The sequence below is a fragment of the Nitrospirota bacterium genome, from assembly GCA_026387665.1.
Classification (GTDB): domain Bacteria; phylum Nitrospirota; class Nitrospiria; order Nitrospirales; family Nitrospiraceae; genus Palsa-1315.
In genome coordinates, this window is sequence record JAPLLG010000005.1 from 100,947 (window position 1) to 115,222 (window position 14,276).

The 14,276-nt window shown below is 58.5% G+C and carries 12 protein-coding genes; 8 read left to right on the plus strand and 4 right to left on the minus strand.

Going from position 1 to position 14,276, the window contains the following annotated elements; genetic code table 11:
* Positions 1–50 precede the first annotated feature (50 nt).
* Complete coding sequence (locus tag NT179_03750; protein MCX5721130.1) at positions 51–689, plus strand: uracil-DNA glycosylase; 639 nt, start codon at positions 51–53, stop codon at positions 687–689.
* A gap of 25 nt (positions 690–714) precedes the next feature.
* Here NT179_03750 and NT179_03755 read toward each other — a convergent pair whose 3' ends face one another.
* Genes NT179_03755 through tldD form a run of 4 tightly spaced genes read right to left on the minus strand, consistent with a single transcriptional unit; the run spans position 715 to position 4,691 of the window.
* Complete coding sequence (locus NT179_03755; GenBank protein ID MCX5721131.1) at positions 715–1,164, minus strand: hypothetical protein; 450 nt, start codon at positions 1,162–1,164, stop codon at positions 715–717.
* A gap of 16 nt (positions 1,165–1,180) precedes the next feature.
* Entirely contained in the window at positions 1,181–1,888 is a 708-nt protein-coding gene (locus NT179_03760) for a dienelactone hydrolase family protein (GenBank protein ID MCX5721132.1), read from the minus strand.
* Between the two features lie 8 nt (positions 1,889–1,896).
* Positions 1,897–3,264: a metallopeptidase TldD-related protein gene (locus NT179_03765; GenBank protein MCX5721133.1), complete on the minus strand. Its 1,368-nt coding sequence runs from the start codon at positions 3,262–3,264 to the stop codon at positions 1,897–1,899.
* Positions 3,261–4,691, minus strand: a complete 1,431-nt coding sequence (tldD, locus tag NT179_03770) for a metalloprotease TldD (protein ID MCX5721134.1) — start codon at positions 4,689–4,691, stop codon at positions 3,261–3,263. Before tldD ends, NT179_03765 begins: the two co-directional genes overlap by 4 nt.
* A gap of 198 nt (positions 4,692–4,889) precedes the next feature.
* On the opposite strand from tldD, the gene NT179_03775 reads away from it, so the two are divergent.
* From NT179_03775 to NT179_03805, 7 genes are all read left to right on the plus strand, one after another.
* Positions 4,890–5,678 carry an isoprenyl transferase gene (locus tag NT179_03775; protein ID MCX5721135.1) on the plus strand — a complete coding sequence of 263 codons (789 nt, stop codon included), beginning with the start codon at positions 4,890–4,892 and terminating at the stop codon, positions 5,676–5,678.
* A 20-nt stretch (positions 5,679–5,698) separates the two neighbouring features.
* Complete coding sequence (locus NT179_03780; GenBank protein MCX5721136.1) at positions 5,699–6,571, plus strand: phosphatidate cytidylyltransferase; 873 nt, start codon at positions 5,699–5,701, stop codon at positions 6,569–6,571.
* A gap of 10 nt (positions 6,572–6,581) precedes the next feature.
* Positions 6,582–7,742, plus strand: a complete 1,161-nt coding sequence (locus NT179_03785; GenBank protein MCX5721137.1) for a 1-deoxy-D-xylulose-5-phosphate reductoisomerase — start codon at positions 6,582–6,584, stop codon at positions 7,740–7,742.
* A 25-nt stretch (positions 7,743–7,767) separates the two neighbouring features.
* On the plus strand, positions 7,768–9,153 hold the full coding sequence (rseP, locus tag NT179_03790; protein MCX5721138.1) for an RIP metalloprotease RseP: 1,386 nt from the start codon (positions 7,768–7,770) through the stop codon (positions 9,151–9,153).
* Positions 9,154–9,259: 106 nt separating this feature from the next.
* Positions 9,260–10,960, plus strand: a complete 1,701-nt coding sequence (locus NT179_03795) for a proline--tRNA ligase (protein MCX5721139.1) — start codon at positions 9,260–9,262, stop codon at positions 10,958–10,960.
* 206 nt (positions 10,961–11,166) lie between these two features.
* On the plus strand, positions 11,167–13,494 hold the full coding sequence (locus tag NT179_03800; GenBank protein MCX5721140.1) for an ATPase, T2SS/T4P/T4SS family: 2,328 nt from the start codon (positions 11,167–11,169) through the stop codon (positions 13,492–13,494).
* A gap of 448 nt (positions 13,495–13,942) precedes the next feature.
* On the plus strand, positions 13,943–14,227 hold the full coding sequence (locus tag NT179_03805; GenBank protein ID MCX5721141.1) for a hypothetical protein: 285 nt from the start codon (positions 13,943–13,945) through the stop codon (positions 14,225–14,227).
* The last annotated feature ends 49 nt before the right edge of the window (positions 14,228–14,276 follow it).

Consider the following 14,276-nt stretch of genomic DNA (forward strand, 5'->3'; position numbering starts at 1 on the left):
GTTCAGAAGCCTTCATAAAATAATTCCACATTATTATCGTGAGGCAAGCCATGACGCTCCAAGACCTCGCCACATCGCTGCACAACTGCCAACGGTGCAAACTCGCGCAGCAAGGCCGCACCCAAGTGGTATTCGGCGTGGGAAACCAACAAGCGAGCGTGATGTTCGTGGGGGAAGCACCGGGCTTTCACGAAGACCGGCAGGGGGAGCCGTTCGTGGGGGCGGCGGGCAAACTCTTGAACGACCTGCTGCAATCGGCAGGACTGTCACGCAGCGACATCTACATCGCGAACGTCATCAAATGCCGCCCGCCGAACAATCGAGATCCGGAACCGGATGAAGTCGAGACTTGCAAGCCGTTCTTGATGCAACAGATCGCCATGATCCGCCCGAAACTGGTCTGCACCTTGGGGAATTGGGCAACGCAAACCCTGCTGGAGCGGAAGGTGGGAATTACGAAGGTGCGGGGCCAGGCGTTCTATTTGAAAGACTTCGTCCTCTTTCCCCTGCTGCATCCCGCCGCAGCCTTGCACCAGGGCAGCATGCTCGAGCCGCTTCGTGAGGACTTCAAAAAACTACGGGAACTTCTCGACCGCCAGGTAAAGCAGGGCAAGCCCCAGGCCACTCAGACCGCAGCTCCCAACCGGGACATCGCGCTATCGCGTCCGGACCAAATGGAGCTGTTCTAACAGACTCGGATCATGGCCTAAATGATTATACGTTCTCTGCCTTGGCAGAAGAAGCTGACTCGGAGTCCGCCTCTGACTCCTCTGCTGGCTGTTCCTCTTCCGGCACATCGAACCAGGACACCAGCATCTCGTCCCACCAGGCTTCGTCGATCTCTTTCCCCGGATCGATGCCGAGAAACGCCACCTCGTCCTTCGTGATGTCGGGACCGACCACCTGGGGCTGAAACTTCGCCCGCTCGACGATTTCCTTCGTGGCATAGCCTCCGACAATCCAGGAGTCCGGATCGGCACGGCGGGATTTATAGGCCTTGAGCCCGAGTTTGAGATACATGAAAATCTGCTGTTGCGAAGGATCCCCGACGCCGGATTGCGGCAACCCCAGGGTCTTCTCGATCTTCTTGCGCCAATGTCGGTCGTCGTATCGCGACGTAATCAACTGGAGCATGGTCTTTCCAAGTTCGACATCAAGCGGCATGGTGCTGGTGACTCCTCTACGATCTCAAATACTGGTTGAAAAATGTTGTGGCGCGAATCCAAGCGTCTTGAGCCGCCTCAGGCCGATACACGGTCTTATCCGTATCCCGAAAAAACGCATGGGGCGCGCCGGGATAGGCCTTGATCTCACCGGACTTATGATACTTCTTGAGGCCTGCCGCGAGTCGCTGGACATCCGCCTTGGTAATCCAGCCGTCTTCCTCTCCATAGAAATACAGCACAGGAGCCGACAGCTGTTGCAGGGGCGCATCGGGATTCGGCACCTGCCCATAGAACGGCGCAGCGGCCTTGATGTCCCTATTCACACAAGCCAGCATGAGGGCATAGCCCCCTCCCATGCAAAACCCTGTGACACCGATCTTAGCGGCATCGACTTCAGGAACAGACTTCAAATAGGCGACGGTGGCATTTAAATCTTTCAAGCCGTCTTCCTGCTGCAGCGTCCCCATCAGCTTGCCTGCCTCGCCCGGATCGGTCGTGAGGGCATAACCCAGCCGCGAGTAGAGATCCGGAGCGATCGCCACATAGCCCTCAGCGGCATAGCGGCGCGCTACGTCCTTGATATGGTCGGTCAGCCCCCACCATTCCTGAATCACGATGATCGCAGGGCGTCGTTCCTTCGTCTGCGGGGCCGCCACATAGGCCCGCATCGTCACCTGGTCACTGGAATACTGGACCAGCGATTCTCTGATCGACTCGGCCATAGCTCCTCCTAGCTCCCCGCGACCATCATCTCGGCAATCTTGACCGTCGGGCTGGCAATGCGTCCGCGAAACACGAGGTCGCTGCCGACCATCTCGATCCCCGCGAACATGTCTTTCAGATTGCCCGCGATCGTAATCTCTTCGACGGGATAGGCCAGCTCGCCACCTTCGATCCAAAAGCCGGAGGCCCCACGGGAATAGTCGCCGGTCACCATATTGATGCCGAACCCGATCAGGTCCGTGACATAGAGGCCCTGCTTCACCGTCTGGATGATCTCTTGCGCCGTCTTCGTCCCCGGCGCGAGATAAAAGTTCGTAGGCCCAACCGATGGATTCTCACCGACGCTGCGCGAGGCGTTCCCGGTCGAGGCCATCCCGAGCTTTCTCCCGGAATAGGTATCGAGCAGGTAGCTCTTCAGGACGCCCCGCTCCACCACGGTCGTCTTTCTGGTCGGCAGCCCTTCTCCGTCGAATGGCCGGGAGCCCAAGCCTCCGACGATTCGTCCATCGTCATAGACTGTCACATAGTCAGGAGCCAGCGATTTATCTAATTGGCCTGCCAGGAACGAGGCGCCTTTGTAGAGGGAATAGCCAGACACGGCGCCACAGAGATTCCCCATCAGACTTCCCGCCATTTCAGCATCGAAGACGACCGGCACTCGCTGGGTGGCCACTTTCCTCGCGCCCAGCTTGCGGACCGTCCGCCTGGCTGCTTCCAGTCCCACAGCCTCAGGAGAATTCAACTTGGAAAATTTCCGTTGCACATCGTACCAGGAGTCCCGCTGCATGGCCCCGGTTTCCGGATCGGTCGCAACAGGCGAAGCCGACATGGAGAAACTGGAACTTTGGTACTCACCCAGAAATCCGTGACTATTACCCAGTACGACACGCCCGGAGGAGGAGTCGAAATCGCCCCCTTCGGAATTCGTCACTCGCTCGTCTGTCGACATGGCCGCAGCCTCGACCCGTTTGGCCAAATCGATCTGCTGCTCCGTATTCAGTCTGGTCGGATCGTAGAGGTCCAGATCCGGTCTCTCCCCCGCCATCTGATCCACTTCAGGCAAACCAGAGACAGGATCTTCCACGACGGCCTTCGCCAAGGTACAGGTCTCGGCGACGAGGGCGTTCAAGGAATCCGCCGAAAAATCTGACGTGGAGGTGCTGGCAGAACGTTTCCCGACGAAGACCCTCAAGCCAAGATGCTTTTCCCTCGCCTTGGTGAGCCGATCGACAGCGCCCAACCGGACTTGCACCGAAAAGGTGTCGCCCTCGGCAATAATGATGTCCGCTTCCGTCGCCCCACTCCGCTTCGCCTTGGCCAATAGATCCAAGGCCAGCTGGCTATAGCCGTCGCGCTGTTGTAGTTGCTGGTTCATCGCTGTGTCCCGCCCACGGTAATTTCATCGATACGAATGGTCGGCAGACCGACGCCCACCGGGACAGATTGCCCGTCCTTGCCGCAGGTCCCGATCCCCTCGTCGAGCTTGAGATCATGCCCGACCATGGAAACCTTGGTGAGGATCTCCGGGCCGCTGCCGATCAAGGTCGCGCCCTTGACCGGCCTCGTCACCTTCCCCCCCTCGATCAAGTAGGCCTCGCTGGCGGAAAACACGAACTTGCCGTTGGTAATGTCCACCTGACCGCCGCCGAACGACACGGCATACAAGCCACGATCGACCGAACGGATAATCTCCTCGGGATCCGAGGTCCCAGCCAACATAAAGGTATTCGTCATGCGCGGCAGCACCACGCTTTGGTAACTTTCCCGCCGCCCGTTGCCGGTTACGGGAATGCCCATGAGTCGCGCATTCAATTTATCGGTAATGTAGCCGCGCAGAATCCCGTTCTCGATGAGCGTGGTGCGACCGGTCGGAGTCCCTTCATCATCCATATTGAGCGAGCCCCTCCGCCCCGGCAGAGTCCCATCATCGACGATCGTACAGACATCGGACGCCACCCGTTTGCCGAGGAGGTTCGAAAATGCCGAGGTTTTCTTGCGGTTGAAGTCTGCTTCCAATCCATGACCAATGGCTTCATGCAACAAAATCCCTGGCCAGCCTCCGCCTAGTACGACCGGCATGACACCGGCCGGCGCGTCGACAGCAGAAAGGTTGAGGATCGCTTCACGGGCCGCTTCCCGCGCAAATCGTAAATGCCGGTCGCCCTCATGATAAAACTCAAACCCGACACGACCGCCCCCGCCGAATGAACCGGACTGGCGTTGCCCCTTCTCTTCGGCAATACAGGTGACTTGCAGCCGCGATAGCGGCTGGACATCCCCGATCAAGGTGCCGTCCGAGGTGGCGACCACCACCACTTTATATTCCGTGTTAAACGAGGCCATGACATTCTTGATGCGCGGATCATACCGGCGCGCCTCGGCATCGATCGCGTTCAATAGGGCCACGCGATCCGCCGTGGCGACTTCAACCTGTACCCGTTCAACCGGATAGAGATCGCGCGTCGGACGTTGACGGACCGGCGCAGGAACGGCCTGAGCCCCACTCGGCGAATTGGCAATGTAGCGGGCCGTATCGGCCGCCAGCTCAAGATCCTTTTTCGTCAGCTCGTCGGAATAGGCAAAGCCAGTTTTCTCACCCGCCGTCGCCCGCACCCCCACACCCTGCGACACACTCTTCGTGGCACGTTTGACGAGCGACTCCTCCATCGAAACGGACTCGGACACACAAGACTCAAAATACAGGTCGGCATAATCGACATCACGGACCTTGACCCGACCAAGCGCCGAGAGCACTTCGCCTTCGGTCAGGCCAAAAGATGCGAGCTGAACAAGTTCACCCATGGTTCGAGAATCCCTACTCGGTTGGCATGCAGATAGACGACGAAGTATAGCCGATCCCTTTCCGCAGGCGCAATGCGAACCTGCTCAACTTGTCGCTTTTACAGGACTTTTCGTTTGACTTTCCCTCTGCTCACCAGTAAACTTTGCTCGCCTACCGTAAGACTTTCCAAGATGAAGGATCGTGACCAGCAACACCCTATGAGTACAAACGAATCATCGGCCATGGACCAGCTGTCAGCCGAAGAGCTGGCCTCCAAGCTCGACCCAGCCCTCCTGCCGAAACACGTGGCGATCATCATGGACGGCAACGGTCGTTGGGCAGAATCACGGCACCTCCCCCGCATTGCCGGTCATCGGGAAGGGATCAAATCCGTTCGTGAAATGGTCCAGGCCTGCTCAGACCTTGGCATCCAAGCCCTGACCATTTACGCGTTTTCTCAGGAAAACTGGAACCGCCCCGCTCAAGAAATATCCTCGCTCATGGGCTTGCTCGAATACTTCCTGGCGGAGGAACGGACGAAACTCATCGAACAGGGTGTCAGGTTTCGCACGATCGGACGGCTCGAAGACCTCCCTGCCTCCGCCATCCAATGGGTCCGTGGCACGGAACAGGCGACCGCTCACCTCGACAAACTCCACCTCACAGTCGCCCTCAGCTACGGTGGCCGCACAGAAATCGTCGATGCGGTGCGGGAAATCCTGCGTGACGCGCAAGAGGGGAAACTGCAACCGGGCGAGGTGGATGAGGCACTGATCCAGCAACACCTCTATACCCAGGGGCTGCCGGATCCCGATCTCCTGATTCGCACCAGCGGCGAAACCCGCATCAGCAATTTCCTCCTCTGGCAACTGGCCTATACCGAACTCTATTTCACGACAACCCTCTGGCCCGATTTCCGTCGCCGCGAGTTCTTGCTGGCTCTCTTGGAATACCAGCGCCGCGAGCGGCGATTCGGTCGCGTCCTCAGCAGCACGATTTCCTCATAGTGGTCGATCTGAACCTCCAGATGCAAACAACGAACACCGGCCAACAGCCGACTCACCCAACGCCGGTTGCGGCAGCCCGGTTCGACCCCCGTCGGATCTATACAGTCCTGGTCCTGGCTCCCCTGCTGTATGCCGTCATTCGCTACCTCCCGCCCCTCGTGTTTTCAGGCGTCGTGGTGCTGGCGGGAGCGCTCGCCCTCTTCGAATTCTACCGATTGTGTTTCAGCGACCGCAGCCAGTCCTGGCTGATCGGAATCGGCCTGGCAGGATTCGCAGCCGTGATTCTCGGCGCTCATTGGCCGAACATCATCCTGCCGAGCCTCCTTGCCACATTGATCGGCATCATTTCCGTCCCCCTCTTCAGCCGCGCACCCCTCGAGCAGAGCTTGAGGGATGGGGCCATGACCCTGTTCGGCGTGCTCTACCTGGGACTCACGCTTGGCCCGCTCTCAATGACGAGACAGCTCCCTCAGGGTGAATGGCTCATTTTCTTTCTCCTGCTCGTGACCTGGGCCTCCGATACCGGCGCCTACTATGTCGGCACCCTCTACGGACGACACCGCTTGGCTCCCACGATCAGTCCGAAGAAATCCTACGAAGGCTTGGTGGGAGGCTTGATCGGTGCGATAATCGCCGCGTACATCATTCGCTGGTGGTTTCTCCAGGAGCTGTCCGCGCTTGACTGTCTGGTCCTGGGCACCCTCCTGACCATCACAGGTCTTTGGGGCGATCTGACCGAATCGGCCATGAAGCGTAGCGTCGGCATCAAAGATTCCGGCGGAATCCTGCCAGGCCATGGCGGCATGCTCGACCGGTTGGATAGTCTCTTGTTCACAGCCCCTGCCTTCTACTACTATGTAACGATGGTGAGCCGGCTACGGATCATCGAATGAGGACGCCGCTATGAAAACGATCGTGATCCTTGGATCGACCGGGTCGATCGGCACCAGCACCTTGGATATCGTGGACCGGTTCCCCGGAGAATTCCGCGTGGCGGGGCTGACCGCCGGCAGCAATGACGAAAAGCTCGAAGAGCAAATCCGCAAGTTCAAGCCCCGCATCGTGGCCCTCTCGGATGCCTCCGCTGCCGCCAGACTCAGGCAACGTTGCGCCGGACTGTCCGTCGAAATCCTGGATGGACCGGAAGGCCTGAGTCAGGTCGCCTCTGCGCCAGAAGCCGACCTGGTCATCTCCGCGATCGTCGGCGGCGCCGGCCTCGTGCCCACGCTGGCGGCCATCCGAAGCGGCAAGCAAATCGCCCTGGCCAATAAAGAACCAATGGTCATGGCGGGAAAACTGATGCAGGAGGAAGCGCGCAAACATCACGTGCGCATCTTCCCGGTCGACAGCGAACATAGTGCGATTTTCCAATCGCTGGAAGGCCATCGCAAAGAAGATGTCCGCCGCCTGATCCTCACGGCCTCCGGCGGAGCCCTCTGGCCCCTGACGAAAGAGGAGCTCCGCGACGTCACAGCCGAGCGGGCACTTCAGCACCCCAATTGGAAGATGGGCGCCAAAATCACGATCGACTCCGCCACCCTCATGAACAAGGGGCTCGAAGTCGTCGAAGCCCGCTGGCTCTTCGATATTCCGGAGTCTCAGATCGAAGTGATGATCCATCGGGAAAGCATCATCCATTCTCTGGTAGAGTATCAGGATCGTTCGATGATCGCGCAGTTGGGACTGCCGGATATGCGCACCCCGATTTCCTATGCGATGCAATACCCGGGGCGCCTGCCGCTCGATCTTCCCTCGCTGGAGTTGACCGAGATCGCGAAGTTGACGTTCTGCAAGCCGGATCACGATCGGTTCCCCTGCCTGGGACTCGGCTATGAGTCTCTGCGGATCGGCGGGACGATGCCGGCCACGATGAATGCCGCGAACGAAATCGCCGTCGATGCGTTCCTCAAGGGTGGCATCCGATTTACCGATATCGTGGAGATTATCCGCAGCACGATGGACGCTCACAGCCTTAAAGACGTGGATACGTTGGAAGAGGCGTTAGAGGCGGATCGTTGGGCTCGTGAGAAAGCCGAATCGTTAGTCTCGGCGTTGGCCCGCTAGTTTTAAAGGAGCATACACCTTGTTCATGGCATTCATCTGGTCCCCCGATACGCTCTGGTTGCTCTTGCAGAAAGCCTGGTGGTTCCTGGTCGTCCTGGGCGTGCTCGTCGCCTTCCATGAGCTCGGGCATTTCCTGGCCGCTCGCTGGGTCGGCGTCAAGGTCCTCAAGTTCTCGCTGGGCTTCGGCCCGAAGCTCTTCGGCCGCCAACTGGGCGAAACCGAATATCTCCTCTCCGCCATTCCGCTCGGCGGCTACGTGAAACTGTTCGGTGAAGACGAAACCGAGGCGACCACAGAGGCGGATCGCGCGCGGTCGTTTGCGCACCAACGCCTAGGGGGCAAAGTCCTGATCGTCGCAGCGGGGCCAGGATTTAACTTCATCCTGGCCTATGTCATTTTCTCCGCATGGCTCGCAACCGGCGCGCCGCTCTTCGTCCCCACGTTCCAAGACCTGACCCCCGATATCGAAGCGATGGTCCCAGGCTCTCCGGCCGATACGGCAGGCCTCCAGATCGGCGATCGCGTCAGCCGAGTCAACGGACAGGAGATTTCGACCAGGACTGAGCTGCTCGACGCCGTGGCGAAGAGCAAGGGCCAGGCATTGGCCCTTGAGGTCAAACGGGACGGACAGGTCAAAACGATGACGGTCACGCCCACCACCGCCCCGGGACCGCAGGCCTCGGCGCAGGAGCCAAGCTATTACCTGGGCGTCGAGGAGACACCGCCGCTGGTCACATCGGTCGTGCAGGGTTCTCCGGCAGCCAAAGCCGGCCTTCAAGCCGGGGACCATGTGGTCTCCATCGAGGGCCAAGCCATCCATACCTGGTCGCAGATGACCGGGATCGTGAAAGAACATCCAGGCCAACAGCTGAACGTCGAGGTCTTGCGGGAGGGGCACCGCGTGCCACTGACCATGACGCCCTCTACAGAGAAGGCGACGGTCAATGGTCAATCGGTCGAGGTCGGCAAGATCGGCATTTCAGGACCGGGCCGCTCGATCATGCGCTCCAGCACCCCGCTTCTCTCTCTCTATGACGGATTGAAAGCGACGTGGGGCTGGACCGAGCTGACCGCCATCGGCCTCTACAAGATGATCGTGGGGGACATCTCCAGCAAGAATATCGGCGGCCCGCTGACAATCGCTAATATTTCAGGAGAAGCCGCATCGCAAGGGGCCTCCAGCGTGATCTTTCTCATCGCCATCCTGAGCATCAACCTGGGCGTCCTCAACTTGCTCCCCATTCCCATTCTGGACGGAGGCCATCTGTTGTTTTTCCTGATCGAGGCCATCCTCCGGAAACCCCTCGGTGAGCGCCAGAGAGAAGTAGCGCAACAGGCAGGCCTCGTGCTATTAGTGGGCGTCATGATCTTTGCGTTCTGGAACGACCTTGAACGGATCTTCTCCCACTAGGCCATGAGCCGGAAAGTCTGAAGGTCGAACGTCGTCATGTCGGCACAACCAGTCCTCTCTTGCAGACGTTCGGACTTGATGACGTTCTGACCTTTCTCACACAACCATGCGAACCTCTCAAGTCTTAATCCCCACATTGCGGGAAGAACCGGGCGAAGCCGAAACTGCCAGCCATAAGCTCATGCTTCGGGCCGGGCTGATCCGCAAGGTGGCAGCCGGCATCTACACCTACCTCCCGCTCGGCCTCCGGGTCATCCGAAAGGTCGAACAGATCATTCGTGAGGAGATGAACCGGGCCGGCGCCCAAGAACTGCTCATGCCGATCGCCTCCCCCGCCGAGCTCTGGCAGGAAACAGGCCGATGGAATTTCTACGGCAAGGAGTTGATCCGCTTTAAGGATCGCCACGATCGCGAGTTCTGTTTGGGGCCGACCCATGAAGAAGTCATCACCGACCTCTTCCGGCGCGAAGTCCGCTCCTATCGGCAGATGCCGCTGAACTTCTATCAAATCCAAACGAAATTTCGCGACGAAATCCGCCCCCGCTTCGGTCTCATGCGGGGACGCGAGTTCATCATGAAAGACGCCTACAGCTTCGACCAGGACCCCGCGAGCGCCATGGTTAGCTACCAGAAGATGTACGATGCCTACCAGCGGATCTTCACGCGCTGCGGTCTCACTTTCCGCGCCGTGGAAGCCGACACAGGCCTGATCGGCGGCAGCTCCTCGCACGAGTTCATGGTGCTGGCCGAGACCGGCGAGAACACCATCGTCTACAGCGATACCGGCACCTATGCCGCCAACGTCGAGCAAGCGGAAGTGCTCCCCCCGACCGAGGTGGACACCGAAGCCCAACGCCCCCTGCAGACCGTGCAGACGCCACGCTGCCGGACCGTCGAAGAAGTCACGAAGTTTTTGAACGTCTCCCCTTCGCACCTCATCAAGACGCTCCTCTATTCGACGGAAAAAGAGACGGTGGCCGTGCTGGTGCGAGGCGACCATGAGGTCAATGAGATCAAAGTTCAGCGGCTCCTGCGCGTCACGGAGCTTGCGCTCGCGACGCCCGCCGTCGTCGAGCAAGTTACCGGCGCCCCGGTCGGGTTTGCCGGTCCCGTCGGGTTGAAAAACATTCGGATTATTGCCGATCACGCGATCAAAGCCTTGCGCAACGTCGTCGTCGGCGGCAACCAGCTCGACACGCACTATATCGATGCGAACTGGGAACGCGATTTTCAGGTCGAGCAGTTTGCCGATCTGCGCAGCGCCCGCGAGGGAGACCCCTCACCGAGGAAAGACGGGACGCTCAAAGCCACGAAAGGCATCGAGGTCGGGCATGTCTTTATGCTCGGCACCAAGTACAGCGAAGCCATGAAGGCCTCCTACCTGGACGCGCAGGGCAAAGAATGCCTGGCCGTCATGGGCTGCTACGGCATCGGCGTCGGACGCACCGCCGCCTCGGCAATCGAGCAGAACCACGACGCAAAAGGCATTATCTGGCCCTTCCCGATCGCGCCTTTCCATGTGCATCTCCTCCCGCTGACCCAATCGGCCCAGACTGCCCAAGTCACTGAACAACTCTACGCGGAACTGCAGGCGGCAGGACTGGAAGTGCTCTGGGACGATCGGGATGAACGGGCTGGCGTGAAGTTCAACGATGCGGACCTGATGGGAGCCCCCTTCCAAGTCGTCGTCGGAGACAAGGGCCTCGCCGAAGGAGTCGTGGAGGTCAAGACCAGAAAAGACGGCGTCAAGATCAAGTTGCCGCCAGCCCAAGTCGTAGCCCATCTCACTCGCGCTCAAACGAGCTAACAGCCAGACCGCCCTCCCATTCCGTCTCCCTGCCGTTGCGCAGGAAGCCCTAGGCTTAAAACTGCCTTTCCCTTGCCTTCCCTTCGCGATCAGCTAGACTGGCATTTGACCTCCACAGTAAAACCAATGTGGTCGCGAACGCTGCGCCCATTCACGCGCTCGAATCGGGCCCTAACCATTGTGTGTGAGCTGCGGGAATTCGCCGAATGCAGACCAAGCCCGTCACCCAAAACCTTCAAGGGCTGCAACAGGAAGTGGCATTCGCCGAGAATGTCAAACGCATCACAGACCAAATCCTGGCGACCAGCGATCTTGACCATATCCTCCTCGACCTGCGTAAAGAAATACTCGGCCTCCTCGACGCCGAAGACCTGACGATCTTCGCCTTCGATTCGGACAAAAAAGAAATTTTCTCCAAGGTCCCGCACCTCGACAGCGTCGAGGAAATCCGTCTTCCCATCACGGAACAAAGCCTGGCCGGGCTCTGTGCAAAATATCTCCGCCCGGTAAACATCGCCGATGCCTATGATCTCGCGGAGCTGCAAGGCGTCCATCCCTCCCTCCTCCACGACACCTCCTATGACAAGCGAACCGGATTCAAAACGACGCAGGTCCTGACCTACCCGATTGTGGCGGAAAATAAGTATTTAATGGGCGTCCTCCAACTGCTCAACAAAAAGAGCGGCGCACGTTTCACCAGAAAAGACGAAGAATCCGTCGCGGAAATCTCGAAGGCCCTCGGCATCGCCCTCTTCAATCTCCGCAAGACCACAAAAAAGAACCCGACAAAATTCGATCTGCTGCTCACAAACAACCGCATCACCCAACAAGAATTGGACAACGCGCTGGCTGAAGCCAAAAAGGGCGGCTCAGACTTCGACAGCATCCTGATTGAGAAACATAAAATCCCAAAGCTGGAGATCGGCAAATCGCTCGCCCAGTTCTACAAATGTCCCTACATCGAGTACAGCGATCGCACGATCGTGGACATCGAACTCCTGAAAAATCTGAATGTCGACTATCTCAAGAAGAACCACTGGATGCCCCTCAAGCGGGACCGCACCTCCATCGAGATTTTAACGGATGACCCGGGCGATCTCGATCGCGTGGCCGACATTAAGCGGACCTTCCCCGGCCTCACCATTCGCTTTGCCATCAGCCTCCGTCGTGACATCGCTCAATTCCTCGCCGCCGCCACAGGACAGGGACCAGGACCGGGAGATCCCAACAGCACCAGAAAGCTGGATGAAAATGTTTCTGACATCCTCGGCGAACTAGCCAACGAGGCCCAAGAGGAGGCGTCGGAGGATGCCGGAGGCGGACTCGACGAAAACGACAATGCCATCGTGCGACTAGCCAACCAGATCATCGCCGATGCCTACCGACAGGGCGCCTCCGATATCCACGTCGAACCCTACGGTGAAAAGCGCGAGACCATCGTCCGGTTCCGGGTCGACGGCGACTGTTTCGAATACATGAAGATCCCCCCCAGCTATCGGCGCGCCATCGTCTCGCGTCTGAAAATTATGGCCAGCCTCGACATTGCCGAGCGCCGCAAACCTCAGGACGGCAAGATCAAATTCAAGATGTCGGAAAACAAAGATATTGAGTTGCGTGTCGCCACGATTCCGACCGCGGGATTTAACGAGGACGTGGTCATGCGTCTGCTCGCCGCCAGTGAGCCCTTGCCACTCGATAAAATGGAGTTTTCCGCACGGAATCTCGCCGCGATCAAGGAGATTGCGGCACGACCCTATGGCATCATTCTCTGCGTCGGGCCAACCGGATCGGGAAAAACCACGACGTTGCACTCCGTCCTCGGCTTCATTAATACGCCGGACCTTAAAATTTGGACAGCGGAAGATCCGGTCGAAATCACCCAGTACGGACTCCGCCAGGTTCAAGTGCAGCCGAAGATCGGCTTCACATTTGCCGCAGCCATGCGTGCGTTCCTACGAGCCGACCCCGACGTCATCATGGTCGGTGAAATGCGCGATAAAGAAACGGCTGAAATCGGCATCGAAGCCTCACTGACCGGCCACCTCGTCATGAGCACCCTCCACACTAATAGCGCCGTGGAAACCGTGACCCGGCTCCTCGACATGGGCTGCGACTCGTTTAGCTTTGCCGATGCCATGTTGGGAGTCCTGGCCCAGCGCCTCACTCGCCGAATCTGCAAAGACTGTAAGGAGCAGTATGTCGGGACACCGGAAGAATATGAAGAAATCCGCCAGGGCTATGGGCCGGAACATTGGGACAAACTCGGCATCCCTCAGGACAAGACCTTCCTCCTGGCTCGCGGAAAAGGATGCGAAACCTGCAATCGCTCTGGCTTTAAGGGGCGGGTCGCGCTGCACGAGCTGCTGCTGGGATCAGACGGAATCAAACGTTTAATTCAGACAAAAGCCCGCACGGAAGAGATGGTGAAAGCGGCTATTGAGGACGGCATGACGACCCTCCTGCAGGACGGAGTGCAAAAAACCCTCCTGGGTTATACCACACTCAAAGAAGTCAAAGCCGTGGCCATCAAATAATCGGCTTCACGGTACCTACGAAAACCTTCGTTTCGATCGATCACACCGGCCCTCAACAAACTGCCCTGAGCTCCCCCTTTCGCCCAAGTCACGAGCAGACAAAAGCCGGACGTCACTGCCCCCACACTCACTCGAACGGCCAGGAAGACATGGAAAGAATGTCATGCTACGTGCCTAGCTAAATACCCTACTTTGACTACAGATTGCCCTCATGGTAATCTGTTCAATCGTACGAGTCAGCACTAGGTCATCGCGCAGCCCCATCTCACTCGCTTATCTCAGCGCGATTGCATCATCAGGACGTGCGGCTCCTACGTTCCATCATATTCTGTGCTCGGATGCCTGGCAGACAGATGGACGGAATGATTTCGGCATTTCTATCCGACCCCCTCATCTCCATCACACGTTTTCCCACGGTGGAGATGCCTGGTTCTACAAAGGAGCACTGATGAAGCTATCCACTGGGTGGCGAGCCGACAAGACGAGGAAGAACCGAGCGCGGGCGACGCGGAAGCCAAAAATCCGATGGGAAGTGCTCGGCCTCCCAATGCCGCTTGATACCAGCCTGACGACCTCGATGGAGGACATCCGCAAACAAGTATCAAATATGGCCAGCCGAGGGTTCGGTCAGGGCACTCGCTCCCGCACGGCTGAGCGAGAAGCAAAGACCACCGTGCATGCTCCAGAATCAACGACCAAGCGACGTCGTGGAGCGACGGAACCGTCGTCATAGTCTGGATAAAATCTAACGGCACGCGAGAGGCGCCTCACAACGAGTCGCC

Coding starts and splice junctions, on each gene's coding strand:
- NT179_03750 (MCX5721130.1), top strand. CDS start 51: ATGACGCTCCAAGACCTCGCCACATCGCTGCACAACTGCCAACGGTGC.
- NT179_03760 (MCX5721132.1), bottom strand. CDS start 1,888: ATGGCCGAGTCGATCAGAGAATCGCTGGTCCAGTATTCCAGTGACCAG.
- NT179_03780 (MCX5721136.1), top strand. CDS start 5,699: ATGCAAACAACGAACACCGGCCAACAGCCGACTCACCCAACGCCGGTT.
- rseP (MCX5721138.1), top strand. CDS start 7,768: ATGGCATTCATCTGGTCCCCCGATACGCTCTGGTTGCTCTTGCAGAAA.
- NT179_03765 (MCX5721133.1), bottom strand. CDS start 3,264: ATGAACCAGCAACTACAACAGCGCGACGGCTATAGCCAGCTGGCCTTG.
- NT179_03785 (MCX5721137.1), top strand. CDS start 6,582: ATGAAAACGATCGTGATCCTTGGATCGACCGGGTCGATCGGCACCAGC.
- NT179_03805 (MCX5721141.1), top strand. CDS start 13,943: ATGAAGCTATCCACTGGGTGGCGAGCCGACAAGACGAGGAAGAACCGA.
- NT179_03800 (MCX5721140.1), top strand. CDS start 11,167: ATGCAGACCAAGCCCGTCACCCAAAACCTTCAAGGGCTGCAACAGGAA.
- tldD (MCX5721134.1), bottom strand. CDS start 4,691: ATGGGTGAACTTGTTCAGCTCGCATCTTTTGGCCTGACCGAAGGCGAA.
- NT179_03775 (MCX5721135.1), top strand. CDS start 4,890: ATGAGTACAAACGAATCATCGGCCATGGACCAGCTGTCAGCCGAAGAG.
- NT179_03755 (MCX5721131.1), bottom strand. CDS start 1,164: ATGCCGCTTGATGTCGAACTTGGAAAGACCATGCTCCAGTTGATTACG.
- NT179_03795 (MCX5721139.1), top strand. CDS start 9,260: ATGCGAACCTCTCAAGTCTTAATCCCCACATTGCGGGAAGAACCGGGC.